General features: G+C 68.8%; 17 protein-coding genes and 1 pseudogene. 13 read left to right on the forward strand and 5 right to left on the reverse strand.

What is annotated here, in order from left to right:
- The first annotated feature begins 78 nt into the window (after positions 1 to 78).
- From NBG84_RS39425 to NBG84_RS40935, 3 genes are all read left to right on the forward strand, one after another.
- Complete coding sequence (locus NBG84_RS39425) at positions 79 to 849, forward strand: response regulator transcription factor (RefSeq protein ID WP_250924550.1); 771 nt, start codon at positions 79 to 81, stop codon at positions 847 to 849.
- Positions 850 to 872: 23 nt separating this feature from the next.
- On the forward strand, positions 873 to 1,895 hold the full coding sequence (locus NBG84_RS39430) for a LacI family DNA-binding transcriptional regulator (protein ID WP_250924551.1): 1,023 nt from the start codon (positions 873 to 875) through the stop codon (positions 1,893 to 1,895).
- A 91-nt stretch (positions 1,896 to 1,986) separates the two neighbouring features.
- Positions 1,987 to 2,121, forward strand: a complete 135-nt coding sequence (locus NBG84_RS40935) for a hypothetical protein (protein WP_285368996.1) — start codon at positions 1,987 to 1,989, stop codon at positions 2,119 to 2,121.
- 33 nt (positions 2,122 to 2,154) lie between these two features.
- Here NBG84_RS40935 and NBG84_RS39435 read toward each other — a convergent pair.
- A pseudogene (locus NBG84_RS39435) lies at positions 2,155 to 2,391 on the reverse strand (helix-turn-helix domain-containing protein); the annotation flags it as partial.
- A gap of 136 nt (positions 2,392 to 2,527) precedes the next feature.
- On the opposite strand from NBG84_RS39435, the gene NBG84_RS39440 reads away from it, so the two are divergent.
- The 3 genes from NBG84_RS39440 to NBG84_RS39450 are packed head-to-tail and all read left to right on the forward strand — an operon-like array spanning position 2,528 to position 5,627.
- Complete coding sequence (locus NBG84_RS39440) at positions 2,528 to 3,469, forward strand: S1C family serine protease (protein WP_250924552.1); 942 nt, start codon at positions 2,528 to 2,530, stop codon at positions 3,467 to 3,469.
- Between the two features lie 20 nt (positions 3,470 to 3,489).
- Complete coding sequence (locus NBG84_RS39445) at positions 3,490 to 4,221, forward strand: response regulator transcription factor (protein WP_250924553.1); 732 nt, start codon at positions 3,490 to 3,492, stop codon at positions 4,219 to 4,221.
- The gene (locus tag NBG84_RS39450; protein ID WP_250924554.1) at positions 4,218 to 5,627 is read left to right on the forward strand and encodes a sensor histidine kinase; all 1,410 of its coding nucleotides are present in this window, start codon (positions 4,218 to 4,220) and stop codon (positions 5,625 to 5,627) included. Before NBG84_RS39445 ends, NBG84_RS39450 begins: the two co-directional genes overlap by 4 nt.
- 80 nt (positions 5,628 to 5,707) lie before the next feature.
- Here NBG84_RS39450 and NBG84_RS39455 read toward each other — a convergent pair whose 3' ends face one another.
- Positions 5,708 to 6,451, reverse strand: coding sequence for an SDR family oxidoreductase (locus tag NBG84_RS39455; RefSeq protein ID WP_250924555.1), 744 nt, complete (start codon positions 6,449 to 6,451; stop codon positions 5,708 to 5,710).
- A 295-nt stretch (positions 6,452 to 6,746) separates the two neighbouring features.
- Here NBG84_RS39455 and NBG84_RS39460 point away from each other — a divergent pair, with 295 nt between their 5' ends.
- A complete protein-coding gene (locus NBG84_RS39460; protein WP_250924556.1) occupies positions 6,747 to 6,938 on the forward strand; it encodes a hypothetical protein in 192 nt (63 codons plus the stop codon).
- Between the two features lie 229 nt (positions 6,939 to 7,167).
- On the opposite strand, the gene NBG84_RS39465 is transcribed toward NBG84_RS39460, so the two are convergent.
- Entirely contained in the window at positions 7,168 to 8,997 is a 1,830-nt protein-coding gene (locus NBG84_RS39465) for a bifunctional metallophosphatase/5'-nucleotidase (RefSeq protein WP_250924557.1), read from the reverse strand.
- 752 nt (positions 8,998 to 9,749) lie between these two features.
- Here NBG84_RS39465 and NBG84_RS39470 point away from each other — a divergent pair.
- The 5 genes from NBG84_RS39470 to NBG84_RS39490 all read left to right on the forward strand — a co-directional run bounded on the left by NBG84_RS39470 (position 9,750) and on the right by NBG84_RS39490 (position 16,808).
- Positions 9,750 to 10,952, forward strand: a complete 1,203-nt coding sequence (locus tag NBG84_RS39470) for a serine hydrolase domain-containing protein (protein WP_250924558.1) — start codon at positions 9,750 to 9,752, stop codon at positions 10,950 to 10,952.
- A 160-nt stretch (positions 10,953 to 11,112) separates the two neighbouring features.
- The gene (gene mshD, locus NBG84_RS39475; protein ID WP_250924559.1) at positions 11,113 to 12,039 is read left to right on the forward strand and encodes a mycothiol synthase; all 927 of its coding nucleotides are present in this window, start codon (positions 11,113 to 11,115) and stop codon (positions 12,037 to 12,039) included.
- Positions 12,040 to 12,464: 425 nt separating this feature from the next.
- Complete coding sequence (locus NBG84_RS39480) at positions 12,465 to 14,696, forward strand: RNA degradosome polyphosphate kinase (RefSeq protein WP_308312162.1); 2,232 nt, start codon at positions 12,465 to 12,467, stop codon at positions 14,694 to 14,696.
- Complete coding sequence (locus tag NBG84_RS39485) at positions 14,665 to 15,915, forward strand: CHAD domain-containing protein (RefSeq protein WP_425608786.1); 1,251 nt, start codon at positions 14,665 to 14,667, stop codon at positions 15,913 to 15,915. The genes NBG84_RS39480 and NBG84_RS39485 overlap by 32 nt, the downstream gene beginning before the upstream one ends.
- Positions 15,916 to 16,400: 485 nt before the next feature.
- Complete coding sequence (locus NBG84_RS39490; RefSeq protein WP_425608790.1) at positions 16,401 to 16,808, forward strand: NUDIX hydrolase; 408 nt, start codon at positions 16,401 to 16,403, stop codon at positions 16,806 to 16,808.
- A 28-nt stretch (positions 16,809 to 16,836) separates the two neighbouring features.
- Here NBG84_RS39490 and NBG84_RS39495 read toward each other — a convergent pair whose 3' ends face one another.
- On the reverse strand, positions 16,837 to 17,433 hold the full coding sequence (locus tag NBG84_RS39495; RefSeq protein ID WP_250924561.1) for a TetR/AcrR family transcriptional regulator: 597 nt from the start codon (positions 17,431 to 17,433) through the stop codon (positions 16,837 to 16,839).
- A 7-nt stretch (positions 17,434 to 17,440) separates the two neighbouring features.
- Entirely contained in the window at positions 17,441 to 17,977 is a 537-nt protein-coding gene (locus tag NBG84_RS39500; RefSeq protein WP_250924562.1) for a hypothetical protein, read from the reverse strand.
- A 1,040-nt stretch (positions 17,978 to 19,017) separates the two neighbouring features.
- Between NBG84_RS39500 and pstS the strand changes: the two genes are divergently transcribed.
- On the forward strand, positions 19,018 to 20,151 hold the full coding sequence (pstS, locus tag NBG84_RS39505; RefSeq protein WP_250924563.1) for a phosphate ABC transporter substrate-binding protein PstS: 1,134 nt from the start codon (positions 19,018 to 19,020) through the stop codon (positions 20,149 to 20,151).
- Positions 20,152 to 20,301 lie beyond the last annotated feature (150 nt).

Here is a 20,301-nt window from a genome sequence, read left to right on the forward strand (position 1 = left end):
GGACCGAGGAGGAACCGACGTTATGGGCGAGCGAACCGTGCACCATCACACAACGACGACCCCGGCAGGTGAAACTCGATGAGTTCACTGCTTCTCCTGACCAACGCCCTCCAGCCATCGGCGGAGGTGCTCCCCGCGCTCGGGCTGCTGCTGCACAACGTGCGCGTGGCCCCGGCAGAGGGCTCCGCCCTCCTCAACACCCCCGGCGCCGATGTGATCCTCATCGACGGCCGCCGCGACCTGCCGCAGGTGCGATCCCTGTGTCAGTTGCTGCGCTCCACCGGGCCCGGTTGCCCCCTGATCCTCGTCGTCACCGAAGGCGGGCTCGCGGCCGTCACCGCGGACTGGGGCATCGACGACGTACTCCTGGACACCGCGGGTCCCGCGGAGGTCGAAGCCCGGCTGCGGCTCGCGATGGGCCGCCAGCAGATCACCACCGACGACTCCCCGATGGAGATCCGCAACGGCGATCTCTCGGTCGACGAGGCCACCTACAGCGCCAAGCTCAAGGGGCGGGTGCTCGATCTGACCTTCAAGGAGTTCGAGCTGCTGAAGTATCTGGCACAGCACCCGGGCCGGGTCTTCACCCGTGCCCAGCTCCTCCAGGAGGTCTGGGGCTACGACTACTTCGGCGGCACCCGCACCGTCGACGTCCATGTACGGCGGCTGCGCGCCAAGCTCGGCCCGGAACATGAGTCCCTGATCGGAACCGTACGTAATGTCGGCTATCGCTTCGTTGCACCGGAAAAAGTGGAGCGGGCGGCCGAAGAAGCCGCTGCTTCTGTCGTCACTCGTACGGAGGAAGCCTCCGGAGCCGAAGCCGCATACGTACGGCCCGCCCGGAGGTAGGACACCGCGCGTAGACTCCGCTCGTGGCCAAGGTGACGAGGGACGACGTGGCACGACTGGCGGGGACTTCAACCGCCGTCGTGAGCTATGTCATCAACAACGGACCCCGGCCGGTCGCACCGGCCACCAGAGAGCGCGTCCTCGCGGCGATCAAGGAGTTGGGGTATCGACCCGACCGGGTCGCCCAGGCCATGGCCTCGCGGCGAACCGACCTGATAGGCATGATCGTCCCCGATGCCCGGCAGCCCTTCTTCGCGGAGCTGGCACACGCGGTGGAGCAGGCGGCGGCCGAGCGCGGGAAAATGGTGCTGGTCGGTAACTCCGACTACCGCCATGAGCGCGAGGTCCACTATCTGCGGGCCTTCCTGGGCATGCGGGTCTCGGGGCTGATCCTGGTGAGCCAAGGCCTCACCGAGAAGGCCGCGGCCGAGATCGAAGCCTGGGAAGCCCGCGTGGTGTTGCTGCACGACCGTCCCGAGGCGATGGACGATGTCGCCGTCGTGACCGACGACATCGGGGGCGCCCAGATGGCGACCCGGCACCTACTGGAGCACGGGTACGCCTATGTGGCCTGCCTCGGCGGGCCCGAGGCCCTGCCCTCGGTGGGCGACCCGGTCAACGACCATGTCGAGGGCTGGCGACGGGCGATGCTGGAGTCCGGCCGATCGGTCGAAGGGCGCCTGTTCGAGGCGCCGTTCAACCGCTACGACGCCTACCGTGTCGCGTTGAGACTGCTGGCCGGCCCGGATCGGCCGCCCGCGATCTTCTGCTCGACCGATGACCAGGCCATCGGGGTGCTCCGGGCGGCCCGTGAGCTACGGATCGATGTGCCCCGGGAGTTGGCGGTGGCCGGCTTCGACGATGTGAAGGAAGCCCATCTCACCGACCCGCCCCTGACCACGGTCTCCTCCGACCGACCGGCCATGGCCCGCGCGGCGGTGGACCTGGTGCTGGATGAGAGCCTGCGGCTGACGGGGTCACGGCGGGAGCGGGTGAAGCAGTTCCCTTCGGGGCTGGTGATCCGGCAGTCCTGCGGCTGCGAGTAGCAGCAAGGCGGGATCGCTGCCAGCTGTGGGGTGCGGGCACCCATGCCAGGAGAGCAACCGGCTCGTTCTCTCCGGTATGAGGAGAGAACAGTTGATCGTGTTCGGGGCTGCCGATGATCGCCTCGGCTTCGGGGTCGCGATAGGCGAAGCTGTGGACGCCGGGGTGGCAGAGCGCCGCGGAGAGCGGCGCGATCATGTGATCGAGCTTGTCCTGCTGCATCTCTGACAGATACGGCTGTCCATTGAGCACCGCCACATCGACTTCCAGCGCGCGAGCCACCGCCGCCACCATGGCGGGTGTCGCTGGGCTGAGTCCGGCCTCGACCTTCGCGATCGTGCCCCTGGAGACAAAAGCGCGCTGAGCCAGTCCGATCTGGGTGAGCTGGCGCAGCTTCCGGTAGTCGGCAATACGCGCGCCGATGTGTTCGTCAGTGCCACCGGACATGCTGGCATCTCCGTTCGCCGAGTCGACACCGAAACCGTACCCAGGGCGCATTCCGCAGGAACGACGATCAGCCAGCGCCGGCGCAGACCGCCGGACCGAGGCTCCTTATGCCGGGCATACGGGGTTCTTCGCCCCTTCTTACCGAGGACTCAGACTCCTCTCATCTACGGCCGGGACAGTCATTGCCATGACGGACTTCCCTCAGACACCGCCGCAGTCGCCCTACTGGCCGCCTCAGCCCCCTCAGCCTCCCGAGCCCCAGTCCCGTCGTCGTGCCCGGCGGCCGGTGGGGCTCATCGTGGCCGTCGCGATCGCGGCGGCGGCCATCGGGGGCGGAGCGTCGGCGCTCCTTGGCCAGGTCACCGGGGAGAAGGAGAGTCCGGGCCCCACCGGGGTGAGCGGGACCAATGTGTCCACCAGCAGCGCGGGCACCGTCGCCGGTGTGGCGCAGGCCGTTTCGCCCAGCATCGTCGAGATCTCGGCGAACAGCACAGCGGGTGGTTCCACCGGGTCGGGAGTGATCATCTCCGGGGACGGCGAGATCATCACCAACAACCACGTCGTCTCCGGGGCCGACTCCGTCAAGGTGCGGCTCAGCGACGGCAAGGCCTACACCGCCAAGGTCACCGGCACCGACGCGAGCAAGGACCTGGCACTGATCAAGCTCCAGGGGGCGAGCGGGCTGAAGGCGGCGGCGCTGGGGGACTCCAGCAAGCTGAAGGTCGGTGAGGAGGTCGTCGCCATCGGCTCCCCCGAGGGGCTGACGGGAACGGTGACCAGTGGGATCGTCTCGGCACTCGACCGTGATGTCACCGTCGCCAAGGAACGCGAGAGCCAGCCGCAACAGCAGGAGTGGCCGTTTGAGTTCGGCGGGCGGGAGTTCAACGGGGACACCGGCGACTCCAGGACCACCTACAAGGCCATTCAGACGGACGCCTCGCTCAACCCGGGCAATTCCGGTGGGGCACTGATCAATATGCGCGGCGAGATCATCGGCATCAACTCCGCCATGTACGCACCGAGCGCGGCCAACGGTTCCACCGCCGGCAGCGTCGGGCTCGGCTTCGCGATCCCCGTCGACACGGTGAAGGACGTACTGGGCGCCCTCCGGTCCGGCGCCAGCGTCTAGACGCGTGCAAGGCTGGCCCCATGACGAGCTCCCGTGAAGCCGAACGCATCCTCATCGTCGATGACGAACCGGCTGTGCGTGAGGCGCTCCAACGCTCTCTCGCCTTTGAGGGCTACGCCACCGAGATGGCCATCGACGGCATCGACGCGCTGGCGAAAGCGGAGTCGTACGCCCCTGATCTGATCGTCCTCGACATCCAGATGCCCAGGATGGACGGGCTCACAGCGGCCCGCCGCATTCGGGCCGCCGGCTCGACCGTACCGATTCTGATGCTGACCGCCCGCGACACCGTGGGCGACCGGGTCACGGGGCTGGACGCGGGCGCGGACGACTATCTGGTGAAGCCGTTCGAGTTGGACGAGCTCTTCGCCCGGATTCGCGCACTGCTGCGGCGCAGTGCCTACCAGGCGGCGGCGGAAGCGGGCGACGACGACGGCCATGAGGTGCTGTACTTCGCCGATCTACGGATGGATCTGGCCACCCGTGAGGTGCATCGCGGAAGCCGCGTGGTGGATCTGACCCGTACCGAGTTCACCCTGCTGGAACTTCTGCTGGCCCATCCCCGCCAGGTACTCACCCGGGAGCAGATCCTGAAGTCCGTCTGGGGTTTTGACTTTGAGCCGAGCTCGAACTCGCTGGATGTGTATGTGATGTACCTGCGACGCAAGACAGAGGCGGGCGGCGAGCCCCGAGTGGTGCACACCGTACGGGGGGTCGGCTATGTGCTGCGGGCCGGCGGCGGTGAGACATGAGCGCGGTGGCCGGCCGGATCCGCGGGCTCGCGCTGAGATCCCGGCTCGCTCTGCTGGTCGCCACCGCGGTCGCGGTCGCCGTGGCGGCCGTCTCGGTCGCCTGCTGGCTGCTGACCCGGACCCAGTTGAACGATGAACTGGACACCACGCTGGAGAACACCCGGGCATCACAGGAGTCGGTGCAGGCGGCCTGGGACCTCTGCTTCATCGGTGGGAAACCGGCGGAGAACTATCTGCTCTTCGCCTACCTGCAGATCGTCGACTCGGCGGGCAACCGCTGTGTGGGGCCCGAATCCAAGGCGGTCGAGGTCACCTCGCAGGACATCGCCGTGGCCAGCGGACTGCGCAAGAGCGCTCTGCACAACGGCACCACGGACGACGGGGACGCGGTCCGTGTCCACACCACCCAGCAGCAACTCCGCGGGAGCGGGGTGGTGCTCGCGGTCTCGGTGTCCCGGCCGCTCGATGAGATCAGCACCTCGCTGAACCGACTGGCCCTGCTGCTCACCGGTCTGGCCGGCATCGGCGTCCTGGGGGCGGGCGCGGCCGGACTGTGGGTCGCACGCGCCGGACTACGGCCGGTCGACCACCTCACGGAGACGGTCGAACACGTGGCGCGCACCGAGGATCTGACCGTTCGCATCCCGGTGGAGGGCGAGGACGAGATCGCCCGGCTGTCCCGGTCCTTCAACGCGATGACCGCGGCACTCGCCTCCTCACGAGACCGCCAGGCACGGCTGATCGGGGACGCGGGCCATGAACTGCGTACGCCACTGACCTCGCTACGGACGAACATCGAGTTGCTGGCACGCAGCGAGGAGACCGGGCGGGAGATTCCGCCGGAGGACCGGCGAGCGCTGATGGCGTCGGTGAAGGCGCAGATGACCGAGTTGGCGTCGCTCATCGGAGACCTTCAGGAGCTATCGCGTCCGGATGCGGTCCAGGGCGGTCCGCTGATGGTGGTGGCCCTGCACGAGATCACCGAATCCGCGCTGGAGCGGGCCCGGTTGCGCGGCCCTGAGCTGTCCTTCGAGACCCTGCTGCGCCCCTGGTACGTGCGGGCGGAGCCGGCCGCTCTGGAGCGCGCCATCGTCAATGTGCTGGACAACGCGGTGAAGTTCTCGCCACCGGGTGGCACCGTGGAAGTGCGGCTCACCTCGGGTGAACTGACCGTACGGGACCACGGTCCGGGCATCGGGGTCGACGAGCTGCCGCATGTCTTCGAGCGGTTCTGGCGCTCGTCCTCCGCACGGGCCCTACCGGGGTCGGGGCTCGGTCTGTCGATCGTGGCCCGCACCATCCAGCAGGCTGGGGGCGAGGTGGAACTGCGGCCGGCGTCCGGTGGGGGAACCCAAGCGGCGATCCGGCTGCCCGGGGCCGCGCACCCGCCGCCTTCGCTGGGGTGAGCTCACGCCCCGCCATGAGCTCACGGGCAGCAGGGGGTAGGCGGGCTCAGCTTGCCGCCTACCCCTACCCCTGCCCGGGTCTACCCCTGTTCGGCGAGCCAGGCGTCGAAGGTGGTCGGCGCGATCCGGGCGTCCTCGCCGGGCAGCAGCACATCGCCGGCCATGGAGAGGCCGAACAGGCCCGACCACGTCGGCACGAGCCGCACCGAGCGCCCGTGCTTCGCGAGGGTGCGCCGGGCCATGTCCACCAGGTCCTGGGTTTCGGGCCCCGCGATATCGACATGGCGTCCCTGCGGTTCGCCGACCGCGATCTCGGCGAGGATGCCGGCCACGTCCGCGGGCGCGATCGGCTGGACGAGCAGCGGAGCGATCGGGGCAACACCGTCCTGCTCGGTCCAGCCCGTCACCATCGCGGCGAAGTCATGGAACTGGGTGGCCGGGACGACGGTCCACGGCACCGGCCCCGCGGCGACCAACCGCTCCTGCTCCCGCTTGCCCGCGTAGTGAGCGTTGCCCTCGATATGGGCGATCCCGGCGATCGAGAGCAGCACATGGTGCCGGACACCGGCCCGCTCCTCGGCCGCGAGCAGGTTCCTGGTGGTGGTGCCGAAGTAGTCCACCGTCCCGGTCCGGTCGGCCACCGGGCTGTTGGTGACGTCGATGACCGCGTCGGCGCCCACCAGGGCGTCGTCGAGCCCGGCGCCGGTCGACAGATCCACGCCGAGCGAGCGGCTGATGCGCCGGACGTCATGCCCGTCCCGCTCCAGGGCCCCCACGGTGAGGGCCCCGATGTTCCCGGTCGCACCGGCGACGGCGATCCGCATGATGATCTCTCTTCTTCTCTCGGAGGTTCTTCCCGGAAGCTACTCGGGTCTCCTCGGACCTACTGAGCTCTTCTCGGCTCTAGCTTCTCCCGGCTCGTCCCAGCTTCTGCCGCCACCGCACGGAAGTCGTGCCGGCGAACCCGGGCACATGAGCCGAACAGGTCAGGCCCACCAGCGCGACTCGGCCGCACCGCCCCTGGAGGCTTTTTCACCAGGTCAACGCCAGCTGCCTGGCACTTCTGCGTACACCCACACAGAAAGTCTCACCGGGAGGTTCAGTGAAACGATAGAAGGCATGAAGTTCGTACTGGAAGTGGACTTGCAGCCCTCGGCGAGCGCCGATGACCGGGCCAGGGAATTGGGCCGGATTCTGCGGTACTGGGCCGGAAACCTCTCGCACTACGCACTGGAGCCGGGCGATGGCGAGACGGTGAGCGACTCGGCGTACCGCGAGGTCGGCCGCTGGAGCGTCACCACGGGGAAGTGACCCCCAAGGGCCTCCGTCTCGCGTGGGGTTTTCGGGGTGCTCCACCGAGGGACGCTGACGCTCGTCGCCGTGTTCGACGGCTGCGGGATCGTTTCGCGGACAGCGGTTGGAGCTCACAGCGGTTCCCGCCCCCCATGAGGGAATCCGCACCCGTGCCGAGGCGGTCTCAGCAGCGGAGAGGGGGTGGTGGGCCCCTCCCGGGCCCGCCACCCCCTCTCCGGATCGGTGACTACCGGACGACCGTGATCCGGCCGAGCGCCGGCGGGGCCAGCGGTGTGGCCGCGCTGGAGTTGGCCGTGAAGTAGTCGAGCAATACGTCGAGGTCGGACGCGCCGACCAGCTTGTTGGTGTGCTCCTTCAGTACGGAGAAGCCGTCACCGCCACCGGTGAGGAACTCGTTCATCGCCACCCGGTAGGTCTGGGCCGGGTCGATCGGCACACCGTTCAGCCGCACCGAACCGGTGACGATCCGATCCGCACCGGCCCTCGTCAGATCCAGGGTGTAGGTGAAGCCCCTCGACACCTGGAGGATCTTGGGGGATGCCTGGTTGAGGCCGCTCACCTGCTGCTGAAGTGCGGTGATCAGCTGGGCACCGGTCAGATCCACCACATGCATCATGTTGGTGAACGGCTGGACGGTGAACGCCTCGCCATAGGTCACCACACCGTCGCCCTCGGTCCCGGTGCTCTTGTGCACCAGGCTCGCCCGAATGCCGCCGGGGTTCATCAGCGCGAGTTGGGCCCCGCCCTTGTCGGTGGGCGAGAGACCCGCGAGTTGGGCATCGGCGATCAGATTGCCCAACGGGCGCTCGGGAGTCGTCGAGTTCTCGATGTCGGCGGAGATATGACCGATCGGACGGCTCGCGATGGGCGCGGCCAGGGTGTTCCAGCGCTGGATCAGCTGGGTCATGTCCGCGGCCTTGGGGACGTCACGGGTGACGACATGGTTCGCCGAGGTGACCGCGGTGCGGACGATGTCCTTGGTGCGCCGGTCGTACGTCAGGGTGGTGTCGGTGTACAGCCGGCCGAAGGAGGCCGCCGAGGTCACCGTGCGCGGCTTGCCCGCCGGGTCCGGGATGCTGCACGCGTACGCCTGGTGGGTGTGACCGGTGACCAGGGCGTCGACCTGCGGGCTGATCCGCTTGGCGATGTCCACGATCGGGCCGGAGATGCCGTCACCGGGGCCGGGGCTGTCGCAGTTGAAGTTGTACGAGGTCGAGGCGGGTGCGCCGCCCTCGTGCAGCAGCGCGACGATGGACTTGACGCCCTTGCGCTCCAGGATGCGGGTGTACTTGTTGATGGCCTCGGCCTCATCGCCGAACTTCAGGCCCTTGACGCCGGCCGCGTTGACGATGTTGCCCGTGCCTTCGAGGGTCACCCCGATGAAGCCGATCCTGACTCCATTGCGTTCCCAGACGAAGTACGGGTCCAGGAGCGGACGGCCGGTCTTCTCATGGGTCACATTGGCGGTCAGATAGGGGTAGTCGGCACCCTTGAACTTCTTGCCGCGCTCGAAACAGCCCTCGGTGGGGTGGCAGCCGCCGTTCTGGATGCGGGCCAGTTCCTTGGCGCCCTCGTCGAACTCGTGGTTGCCGACGGAGGAGACGTCCAGGTCCAGCTTGTTCAACGCCTCGACGATGGGCTCGTCGTGGAAGAGGGCGGAGAGCAGCGGAGTGGCACCGATGAGGTCGCCCGCAGCCGCCGTGACCGAGTAGGGGTTGCCCTTGCGCGCCTTGCGCAGATGGGTGGCGAGGTACTCGACACCGCCCGCGTCGACGGTGCTGGTGGTGCCGTCGGGATTGGTCTTGGTGACCCGGCCGGATGACCCGGACGGCGGCTCCAGATGGCCGTGGATGTCATTGAAGGAGAGCAACTGGACGTCCACGGTACGACCGTGACCGTGCCCATGACCGCCGCCCTTGCCTTGACGGTCGTCGCGTTCCTGAGCCCCGGCGGGCATCGCGGCGACCAGTGCGCCGACGGTGGTGAACGCGGCGACCGCGGTGAGCAGGCGGCGTCGGTTTCTCTGAAGTTTCGTCTGACGCGATCTTGCTGTCATTTGTCCCCTTAGTCCCCTTGCGGCTCGGCCGTGGCGGTACCGCTGCGAGCGGAAGCCTAGAGTCAACGCGCGTAGCGCGACAGGGGTATGCGGTTACGAGCTGATTGCCTTCTCAGGGATCCGCACCCGATTGCAGCGCCGATCCGCACCCGATTGCAGCGCCGATCCGGGCCCACCCAGGACGCCGATCGGGGCCGTGGAGCGACCCTGGAGCACCCGCCGCACAGCACACTCCCGGACTCGCCGATCAGCCCAGGAAACCTCCCGTGAGCTGCACCGGCATAGGGTACGACCGGGCGGATCAGACGCCGGGAGGCCCGGCGCCCCATCGCCCCCGCGATCGGGTCACGTCGGCCATCGACCCATCACCTCGGCGCCACCCCCGCCACAACCGGCCCAGCAGCCCGCCGAGTTCGGGGAGATCGAAGGCTGCTTCGAGACGGTTCACCAGGACCATCGGCCCTGACGGCCGCCTACGGCCACTTTCGGCCATCCAGTGGGGCCAACTCCGCACCATGCCACCCCAGAGCGCCCAAAGGGTCAGCAACCCTCCTTTACTCCCACTGGCCGCACTCCGGTAATCCCCAAGGGGCTTAAATCCGGACAACCGTACGACATAGATCAACCTGTACGGCCCTGTCCGCAGTCCTCTTCCACAGTGTCGGCGGGGTCCGACCGGGGCTCCCCGGTGTGCCGGCGCCGGTCACCGCTTTCGCAGACACCCGGTCACGGGAACGGCTAAGGAGCAACGCATGGCAGCACGACGGTGGGCGCGCACCGGCGCGGTGGGCACGGTCGCGGCGGCAATGGCCGCAACCGCCTTCACCACTCCGGCGCAGGCCGATTCTCCGGCCCCACGGCACACAGGACATCAAGCGACCCAGCGCGCCATGGATGAGCTGGTCGCCGCCGGTATCCCCGGCATCACCGCGGGCGCTCGGGACAAGAACGGCAGCTGGCAGAGCACTTCGGGCGTCGGCAACCTCAAGACGGGCGCACCGCGCGGGGTCAATGACCGCTTCCGTATCGCCAGCATCACCAAGACGTTCGTCGCGACCGTGCTGCTCCAGATGGAGACCGAGGGCAGACTCAGCCTGGACGACAAGGTGGAACGCCATCTACCAGGAGTCGTCCGGGGCCATGGCAACGACGGCCGGAAGATCACCGTCCGACAGCTGCTGAACCACACCAGCGGACTCTTCGACTATCTCGGCGACCCCGGCTACCAGAAGAAGTACGTCGAAGCCGAAGGCTTCCTCAAGCACCGCTACGACACGGTGACCCCGGATCTGGCCGTGCGAACCGCGCTCTCGCACCGGCCGAACTTCCAGCCGGGCGCCCGGCACAGCTACTCCAACACCAACTACGTACTCTCCGCGCTGATCATCGAGGCCGTCGGCGGCAGGACCTACGAGGACGAGGTGCGGGGGCGCATCATCAGGCCCCTCGGGCTACGGGGCACGATCATGCCCGGCAGTACGTCGGACATGCCGAACCCGCACAGCAAGGCGTACTCCAAGCTGTCCGACGTGGCGGCGACCAAGATCTACGACGTCACCCGGCAGAACGCCTCGCAGTCGTGGGCGGACGGCGACATGATCTCCACCACGACGGACCTCAACCGATTCTTCAGCGCGCTGATGCGCGGCAGGCTGCTGCCCAAGAAGCAACTGGCCGCCATGAAGACCACGGTCCGTGACTCCGAGGACCCCACGACGGGATACGGCCTGGGTCTGTTGACCTTCACCACCAGCTGCGGCGTCAAGCTGTGGGGCCATAGCGGTGGCTGGCTCGGGTCGCTCTCCCACGCCCTGACGACGGAGGACGGCCGGCACACGCTCTCCTACAACCTCAACGGCGACTGGAACTGGTCCGCCTATATCGCCGAAGGCGAGTTCTGCGGCACCAAGGCCAAGCGCCTCACCTCCGCCAACGGGTCCGCGCCCAAGCGCTGACCGGGCGCACCCCGGGGGACCGGCGCCGGACGGGCACCGCGGTAGCCGGCCGCTGCCGACGGCCCGAACCCAACGGGTTCCCAGCTCGGGGGGGCGGTCGCGAGAGCGCGACCGCCCCGCCGCCCCTCAGTGCGCCTGGCCTGCGCCGTACCCTCTCCACATGAGGACTGACGCAGTGATCCCGGAGCCCGGCCGCCAAATCCACACCTATGACGAGCTGTCTCAGGAACAGGCGGACGAGGTGTCCACCCTGCTCGCCGAGGCCGCGGCCGTCGATGGCACCCAGGCCGTCTCCGAGCAGGGGCGGCTTCAACTGCGCGGCGGAAAGCGCGAGGGCGTGCGTCATCTTCTGCTCACCGTCGGCGGCGAGCTGACGGGTTACGCCCAGCTGGAGGACACCGACCCCGTCGAGGCTCCGGCCGCCGAACTCGTCGTGCACCCCTCGCTTCGGGGTCGTGGCCATGGCCGGGCCCTGGGCAACGCGCTGCTCGCCGCGTCGGGCAAGCGGCTGCGGGTGTGGGCACACGGAGGTAAGTCCGCCGCTCGGCATCTCGCACAGGTGCTCGGGCTGACCCTCTTCCGCGAGCTGCGTCAGATGCGCCGGCCCCTGACCTCAGCGTCCGAAATCTCCGAGCCGGTGTTCCCGCCGGGGGTCACGGTGCGCACCTTTGTCCCCGGGCAGGACGACGCCGCCTGGCTCGCGGTGAACGCGGCCGCCTTCGCCCACCACCCCGAGCAGGGCTCGCTCACCCAGCGTGACCTGGACGACCGGATGAATGAGTCGTGGTTCGACCCGCAGGGCTTCTTCCTCGCCGAGCGCGACGGCCAGCTCGTCGGATTCCACTGGACCAAGGTCCATGCCGCCGAACAGCTCGGTGAGGTCTATGTCGTCGGCGTACGACCCGACGCCCAGGGCGGCGGCCTCGGCAAGGCGCTCACGGGAATCGGTCTGCGTCACCTCGCGGCCCAGCGGCTGCCCACGGCGATGCTGTACGTCGACGCGGACAACAAGGCCGCGGTGACGGTCTACGAACGGCTGGGCTTCACCACGCACGAGGTGGACCTGATGTACCGCACGGAGTCCTGACCTGGGCTTCCCGCCCCCGTAACAGCGGCCCGAGCCGCTCGCCCAGCAGGTCTCCACCGGGGCACGGGTGCGGCATGGGCCGCTCCGGCCTGCCCACCCCATCGCCGCCGTGGGCCGGACAGCCGATCCAGCCCTTCGAGAAGATCCGTCTCGTCAGGCTGAGCCATCTCGTCAAGCCAGGGCCCCCGGATCGCCCGAAGGGCATCCGAGCGGCGTCCACGGCCCACCCGCAGGGCCCTCACCAGGTCTCCCGCCGGCCACCCCGCCGTCATCTGGCATTCAGACTCGGCTGAGACCCTCGCCCCATGCAGCATGCTGTGCCCGACTCCGTACGCTCTGTCCCGTCACCGCCAGCCGGGAGAATCCACCCCATCTCGGCCCGCTCCGACGCGCCTACAGTGCACTTCACGCGGAAGAATGGGTTCATGAGTAAGCAGCCTGCCGATGCCTCGGTCCAGCACCCCCAGCCGTCCGTCGGTTCCATAGCCGCGCACCGACCCCACACAGTTGCGGCAACGGTCTCCGATCTGGAGCCCGATCTCGATGCGGACCTCGACACCTACGAAGAGGACGACCGCACCGGATCGGGGGACGCGCTGCCCCAGGGCAGGTTCCTGGATCGGGAGCGCAGTTGGCTGGCGTTCAACGAGCGGGTGCTGGAACTGGCCGAGGACCCGGCCACGCCCCTACTCGAACGGGCTAACTTCCTCGCCATCTTTGCGTCAAACCTCGACGAGTTCTTCATGGTCCGGGTCGCCGGGCTGAAGCGCCGTATCGCCACCGGTGTCGCCACCCGCTCCGCCTCCGGCCTCCAACCCCGTGAGGTGCTGGATCTGATCTGGACCCGCTCACGTGAGCTGATGGCCCGGCATGCCGCCACCTTCCAGCAGGATGTCTCCCCGGCCCTGGCCGACGAAGGCATCCACCTCATCCGCTGGCCCGATCTGACCGAGAAGGAGCAGGCCCGCCTGTTCACCCTCTTCCGGCACCAGATCTTCCCGGTGCTGACCCCGCTGGCGGTGGACCCGGCGCACCCGTTCCCGTACATCTCCGGGCTCTCGCTCAATCTCGCCGTCGTCGTGCGCAATCCGGTCAGCGGTCACCGGCACTTCGCCCGGGTGAAGGTCCCACCGCTGCTCTCCCGCTTCCTGGAGGCGTCCCCCCAGCGCTATGTGCCGCTGGAGGACGTCATCGCGGCCCATCTGGAGGAGCTGTTCCCGGGCATGGAGGTGCTGGCGCACCATATGTTCCGGGTGACCAGGAACGAGGACCTGGAGGTCGAGGAGGACGACGCCGAGAACCTGCTCCAGGCGCTGGAGAAGGAGCTCATGCGGCGCCGCTTCGGACCTCCGGTGCGCCTTGAGGTCGAAGAGTCGATCGATCCTTACGTCCTTGACCTGCTGGTACGCGAGCTGAAGATCACGGACGCCGAGGTCTATCCGCTGCCGGGACCGCTCGATCTGACCGGGCTCTTCGGTATCGCCGCCCAGGACCGACCGGAGCTGAAGTACCAGAAGTTCATCGCGGGCACCCATCGGGACCTCGCCGAGGTCGAATCGTCGTCGGCGCCGGACATATTCATGGCGCTGCGCGAGCGGGATGTGCTGCTGCACCACCCGTACGACAGCTTCTCCACCTCCGTACAGGCGTTCCTTGAGCAGGCCGCGGCGGATCCGGATGTGCTGGCGATCAAGCAGACGCTCTACCGGACCTCCGGCGACTCCCCCATAGTCGACGCCCTCATCGACGCGGCCGAATCCGGCAAGCAGGTCCTCGTTCTCGTGGAGATCAAGGCCCGCTTCGATGAGCAGGCCAACATCAAATGGGCGCGGAAGCTGGAGGAGTCGGGCTGCCATGTCGTGTACGGGCTGGTCGGGCTGAAGACGCACTGCAAGCTCTCGCTGGTCGTGCGCCAGGAGGGCGAGTTGCTGCGCCGCTACTCCCATGTCGGCACCGGCAACTACCACCCCAAGACCGCGCGACTCTACGAGGACCTGGGGCTGCTGACCGCCGATCCGCAGGTGGGGGCGGACCTCTCCGACCTGTTCAACCGGCTCTCCGGGTACTCGCGGCGCGAGACCTACCGCCGGCTGCTGGTCGCCCCCAAGTCGCTTCGGGACGGACTGGTCTCACGGATAAACAAGGAGGCCGCGCACCACCGTGCCGGCCGGCCGGCGTATGTCCGCATCAAGGTCAACTCCATGGTGGACGAGGCCATCATCGACGCCTGCTACCGAGCGTCGATGGCGGGCGTGCAGGTGGACATATGGGTACGGGGCATCTGCGCCATCCGGCCCGGGGTCATCGGCATGTCGGAGAACATCCGGGTGCGGTCCGTCCTCGGTCGGTTCCTGGAGCACTCCCGGCTCTTCGCCTTCGGCAACGGCGGCGAGCCCGAGGTGTGGCTGGGCAGCGCCGACATGATGCACCGCAACCTCGACCGTCGGATCGAAGCGCTGGTACGGGTCACCGACCCGGCCCACCGGGCGGCCCTGACCCGATTCATGGAGAGCGGTATGTCCGACTCCGTCTCGTCCTGGCATCTGGGGCCTGACGGCGAGTGGACCCGACACTCCACGGACGCGGAAGGGCAACCGCTCAAGCATGTCCAGGAGATGTTGATCGATGCGCGGAGGCGCAGGCGTGTCAAGAATTGAATCGTCCCCGGCCCCCCGAACCCCGTCCGGGGACGGGACTTCCCCGGGGGGCCAACTGCTCGCCGCGTATCTCCACGCGCGCGCGGGGGACTTTCTGCGCGGGCTCAGGCTGTACGGGGAGCGCGGCGCCGAATCGGCGGGTGCGGCCGGTACGACGGGGGCCGCGCTGTCGCTGCGGATGGCGGCCCGGCGCATCAGCGCCACCCTGCACACCTTCCGTCCGCTGCTGGACGTGGCCTGGGCGGACGGGCTGAGGACGGAACTGGCCTGGGTCTCCGGCACGCTGGCACAGGAACATGCCTGTACGGCACGGCTGGAGCGGCTGTTGGAGGCGCTGGGGCGGCTGTCGGGCACCGGTGAGGCGGTTTCGGGAGCGGAGGCACAACCGGAATCAGAATCAGAATCGGAATCGGTGCCGGGGCAGCGCGGGCAGTCGCGGAACAAGGCCACCGCAGGAGCCCTCGCCATAGGTGCCGCCCGCGCCGGGGCGTTGCTGGAGCGTCAGTTGAACCTCGCCAGGACGAGGGCGCACTCCACGACGCTCCAGGCACTGGGGTCCGCCCGGCTGCACGCGGTGGCCGACGGGGTCGCCCTGCTCGCCTCCGAACTACCGCTCAGCCCGGCTGCGAAGCCGCACCGCAACGGCAGCGCGGGCATCTTGGACGGGCTGGGCGGGCTGGATGTCCTGGAGGGGCAGGCGCTGCTGGCCGAGGAACGGCTGTGGAAGGCCGTTTCCTTGCTGCCGCTGGCCCGGGCCGGGCATCCCTACAACGCCGACGCGCTCGTCAACGGCCTTGCCACAGCATCTGCCGAGGAGGTCCAGGACACTCCTTGGCATCAGGTCCGTATCCTGCTGCGCCTGCACCGGTACGCCGGTGAGGTGCTTCAGCAACCAGCGGCCCAGGGGTTCGGTGGCATGGCCACCGAGGTTGAGCTGCGCCTCGACGGCAGGGATCCAAGGGCCGGTCTGGGGTTCGGCGGCAGGGATCCGGCGGCCTCGGCGGCCCTTCGGCGCGCGGGCCGGCTGCTTGATCGCCATCGCGACGCGGCCGAGGCAGCCGCCGCAGCGACCGCGGCTGCCCGAACCCCGCGCATCGCCCCGGCGACCGCCTATGCGTTGGGGGTCCTCCACGCGGACCAGCGCCATGAGGTCGAGGCGGCCAGGTTCGCCTTCCATGAGGTCTGGCAGACGTCCTTCGCGGTGCAGGCGGGCCGATGAGTGATGCACCGGTACCGCAGGGGCCGGCGTGACCAAGGGCAGCCGGGTCAGCCCATGCCCCGGGCCTCACTCGCCGACGTTCCCTGTACGGACTGTGCTGGTGGGACTGCTGGACTGCGCTGTATGGACTGCTCCGCGTGGACTGCGCTGTATGGACTGCTCCGCGTGGACTGCTCCGCGTGGACTGCTCCGCACTGCGCGGACCGCTATGACCTGCGAGGTGCCGCACGGCCTGTTACGCCCCGCCACGGTCCGCCAGAAAGGACCGCCGTAGACAAACCCCTCTCTCCACAGACTTCAACGACTCGGCGAGGAGCGGTCAGATGACCGATGGGATGAGTGCCCCCAGCCATGGATCGGGCGACATGGAGCCGCTGCTGGCCGCGGGGTGTGTGCTCTGGCGACGGACCCCGGGGGCCGGCGGCGAACGGCCGCCCGGCGAGGGGCTCACCGCCGAGGCGCTCACCACCGAGGCGGCGAACGGAGTGGTTCCGTCGGCGGGTGGAAGCCCCGCGACCACCCTCCAGCCCCCGTCAGCGGATTCGCTGGCCGTCTGCCTCGTACACCGCCCCAAGTACGACGACTGGTCGCACCCCAAGGGGAAGCTCAAGCGGAACGAAGACGCTCTGGCGGGAGCGCTGCGGGAGGTGCGCGAGGAGACCGGTTGTGACTGTGTGCCGGGGGCGGAGCTGCCCACCGTCCACTATCTGGTCGATGGGCGCCCCAAGGAGGTCCGTTACTGGGCGGCGGAAGCGGGGAAGGGCTCGTTCGAGGCGAGCGACGAGGTGGACCGGGTGGAATGGCTCGCCCCCGAGGCGGCGCGCGCCCGGCTGACCCAGGAGCGGGACCGGGAGTTGGTTGACGCCCTCCTGGACACCCTGCGCCGGTCCTGACCAGCCGATCGAGGGGCAGCCGGCGGGGCTAGCGGGAAACGGTGGTCCCCCAGAGCCGGGCGAGCAGCGTGGTCAGGGCGTCGACGATCGACTCTTCGGAGGCTTCCGGGTGCTCCAGCGCCCAACGGTCCAGCGCGTCGAAGACCCCGCGGGTGGCGGTGGCGACCAGTTCGGCATCGGGCCCCGGGTCGATCACCTCGATCCGTACGCCGTTGGCGATGAGTCGCCCCATCCAGTCCCCCGCCGGCTCATCGCTCCGGCCGCCGTCGCGCCCCTGCCGCATCTCGGCGAGTACCGCCCGATCGTCCGGGTGCTCGCGCAGCTGCGCCCGGAGCCGACCGGTACCGGTCGTCAGCTGCTGCCACAGCTCGGCCGCGGTGCTCACCTCCCGCCAGGGCCCGAGTGCGGTGAGGGTGCGTTCCGCCGCGTCGTCGGCGACGGCGTCGAACAGATCGTCCTTGCCGTCGAAGTAGTGGTACGCGGACGTCTTGGAGATCTTGGCCTCGGCGATGATCCGGTTGAACGAGGCCGCTTCCTTGCCGTCCCGGGCGAAGTGGGCACGGGCGACGGCCAGGATGGCGGCCCGGGTTTCGGCCGGAAGCCGGTGGTATCGAGGCAGGGGCATGGGTTCCCTAGGGGTGGTGGGCGGCGAGCGGGGCGGCCGGCCGCCGATCGGCGAGCCGTCGATTGAACCGGACCGTCATGATCCAGTGTGCCGCCCACAACACCAGGGCGACCGCACCCCCCAGATAGCCGGCTGCTCCCGGGAAGAGGGAGAGGATCTGCGCGGCGCACCAGCCGTATCCGACGGTCGCCCAGCGCCGGACGACCGGGGTGGGGATGACGGGGTCGGCGGTGAGCGAGGCCGCGATGCTGCGGACGATGAAGAAGTCCTCGGTGAAGTTGTAGGGGATCGCGAACATCCACCACACCGAGGCGGGAGCCGCGGTTCTGGCCGTGGACGGCAGCAGGGTCAGGGTCCGTTGGAGGGCCCGGCAGTAGAGCGCGACGAGCCCGAAGAAGATGGCGACGGCGATCAGCGCGCCGGGCATCCCCTGACTCTCCACCTCGCCGAGGATGCCGCGCCCCCACTCGGGCGCCCAGAGCGGATACATCAGCGGGACCAGGACGAGAAGTGTTCCGATGACCTTCAGAATGATAGTACGCACAGAAAGAGCGTACTACCAGTACACCCCAGTGGTTTAGCGCTGTTGGAGTGATCACCCGGGTGGGTATTACCGGCGATTCACCGCCGGGCTCGCGCTACTTTGCGCAAGGGACTCGATCACCCGGCCCAGGACGCTGCTCGCGCCCTGGGCCGAGGGCGGTCCGAGATGACGACCACGGGGCGCCGACAGCGCCCTTCGGCCGGGGGAAGAGCACCAGGGGAAGGTGACACGGGTTGGGCAAGGGGCGGGTGCGGCACCCTCCGTACGGCACCCATGTACGGCACCGGCGTACGGGATCTACATCGACATCGACATCGACATCGACGGGGCATCGGGCATACGAGCGGGCCCGCCAGCGAGCGGTGCGCCAACACGCGAGCGACAACGGACCCCCCGCCGAGAACGGCCCGGCGGTCACAGCGCCGGTGAACACGGCCTCAGGCCAGAACGCGGACCAGACGCCAGATCGGGCGGCGGGTCGGGCGGCGGGTCGGGAAGCACTCGGCCGGAGGTCAGATGCAGGTCCTCCCCCACCACGAAAACGGATTCGCGGCCGGGAACGGGAGCCGTCGGGAGCGGCGGTGATCGCGATCCGCTCCTGGGCAGCGACCATCCGGCAGATGTGGATCACCCCGCCAGCAGCGGACATCGGTCATCGCCCGCGGCAGGACACCGACCACCCTCCGGTGACAGCACCGCCCAGCGACACCGCCCGTTCGGGCGGACTGCCCAGCCACCAGCCGCCCAGCGGCGCCCCGTCACCCTCCGCCCCAACGCGCCTGGTCACCGCGGTGATACCCAAGCGCCCGGCCCCCTCGTAACGCTGCTGACCCGCCCCCGGGAGCCCGGGCACCGAGCCGCCCGACACGGTTCACCTCCTGTTCACTCACCCCCATGAGCAGCTTCACCTGATCTGCCTAATTTCGGACTTACGCGGTATCCGGCACTCAGCCGGCTCCCCACCACCCCCGACATCTGCCGCCAGGCGAGCACCCGACAACGGTCGGCGTCCCGGCGGTCTCTGGAAGGAACACCCGAAAGTGAAGCTTCAGCGCAAGAACGGGCTTCGCGCCTCGGCGCTCGGTGCCCTCGCCGTGTCCGGCGCCCTGGTTCTCACCGCGTGTGGTTCGGACGACAACTCCGACAGCACGGGCGGTAGCGGCGCCAAGACCAGCGCCGCGTCGAACATCAAGTGCGACGGCGCCCAGGGCAAGCTCCTCGCCTCCGGTTCCAGTGCGCAGAAGAACGCCATGGACCTCTGGGTCAAAAACTACATGGCGGCCTGCTCGGGCGTGGAGATCAACTACAAGTCCTCGTCGTCCGGTGAGGGCATCGTCGCCTTCAACCAGGGCACGGTGGGCTTCGCCGGCTCCGACTCGGCGCTCAAGCCCGAAGAGGTCGACGAGTCCAAGAAGATCTGCAAGAGCGGCCAGGGCATCAATCTGCCGATGGTCGGCGGCCCGATCGCGATCGGCTACAACCTCGCCGGCGTGGACGAGCTGAGCCTGGACGCCCCCACCATCGCCAACATCTTCAACGGCAAGATCAAGAAGTGGAACGACCCGGCGATCGTCAAGCAGAACGAGGGCACCTCGCTCCCGGACAAGGCGATCCAGGCGTTCCACCGCTCGGAGGACTCCGGCACCACGCAGAACCTGGGCAAGTACCTGGGAGCGGCGGCCAAGAGCGAATGGCCCTATGAGGCCGAGAAGAAGTGGCCGGCACCCGGCGGCCAGGCGGCCTCCGGCTCCTCCGGTGTCGCCGCCCAGGTCAAGCAGGTGGACGGCGCGATCGGCTACTTCGAGCTGTCCTACGCCACCTCGCAGTCCATCCCGGCCGTGAAGATCGACACCGGTGCGACGGCACCGGTGGAGGCCACCTCCGAGAACGCGTCCAAGGCGATCGCCGCCGCCAAGGTCAAGGGCACGGGCAAGGACCTCGCCCTGGAACTCGACTACGCCACCAAGGCGGACGGCGCGTATCCGATCGTGCTGGTGACCTATGAGGTCGTCTGCGACACCGGCAACAAGCCGGAGACCCTGGACACGGTCAAGTCCTTCCTGACGTACACGGCGAGCGACGAGGGTCAGAAGGTCCTCTCGACCGCCGGCTACGCCCCGATTCCCACGGAGATCAACGCCAAGGTGCGGGAGACCGTGGCAGGTCTGAAGTAGCACGGGTCGCCGAACCGGGATCGACCGGCCGGTGCGTCGACCATGGGCGCACCGGAGGGAGCTCCGGGTCGGATGCGCCCAGGCCAGAACGCGGCGGCATCCCTCTCCGGGCGACTCGGCCCGGCCCCGGCCCGGGGCCGACGGACCGGG

It is taken from the genome of Streptomyces albipurpureus, assembly GCF_023701525.1.
GTDB lineage: Bacteria > Actinomycetota > Actinomycetes > Streptomycetales > Streptomycetaceae > Streptomyces > Streptomyces albipurpureus.

Bases quoted from the DNA above. Each gene is read 5' to 3' on its own strand.
- NBG84_RS39425 (WP_250924550.1), top strand. From the start codon at position 79: ATGAGTTCACTGCTTCTCCTGACCAACGCCCTCCAGCCATCGGCGGAG.
- NBG84_RS39455 (WP_250924555.1), bottom strand. From the start codon at position 6,451: ATGCGGATCGCCGTCGCCGGTGCGACCGGGAACATCGGGGCCCTCACC.
- mshD (WP_250924559.1), top strand. From the start codon at position 11,113: ATGAGGACTGACGCAGTGATCCCGGAGCCCGGCCGCCAAATCCACACC.
- NBG84_RS39470 (WP_250924558.1), top strand. From the start codon at position 9,750: ATGGCAGCACGACGGTGGGCGCGCACCGGCGCGGTGGGCACGGTCGCG.
- NBG84_RS39465 (WP_250924557.1), bottom strand. From the start codon at position 8,997: ATGACAGCAAGATCGCGTCAGACGAAACTTCAGAGAAACCGACGCCGC.
- NBG84_RS39450 (WP_250924554.1), top strand. From the start codon at position 4,218: ATGAGCGCGGTGGCCGGCCGGATCCGCGGGCTCGCGCTGAGATCCCGG.
- NBG84_RS39495 (WP_250924561.1), bottom strand. From the start codon at position 17,433: ATGCCCCTGCCTCGATACCACCGGCTTCCGGCCGAAACCCGGGCCGCC.
- NBG84_RS39440 (WP_250924552.1), top strand. From the start codon at position 2,528: ATGACGGACTTCCCTCAGACACCGCCGCAGTCGCCCTACTGGCCGCCT.
- NBG84_RS39460 (WP_250924556.1), top strand. From the start codon at position 6,747: ATGAAGTTCGTACTGGAAGTGGACTTGCAGCCCTCGGCGAGCGCCGAT.
- NBG84_RS39485 (WP_425608786.1), top strand. From the start codon at position 14,665: ATGCGCGGAGGCGCAGGCGTGTCAAGAATTGAATCGTCCCCGGCCCCC.
- NBG84_RS39445 (WP_250924553.1), top strand. From the start codon at position 3,490: ATGACGAGCTCCCGTGAAGCCGAACGCATCCTCATCGTCGATGACGAA.
- NBG84_RS39480 (WP_308312162.1), top strand. From the start codon at position 12,465: ATGAGTAAGCAGCCTGCCGATGCCTCGGTCCAGCACCCCCAGCCGTCC.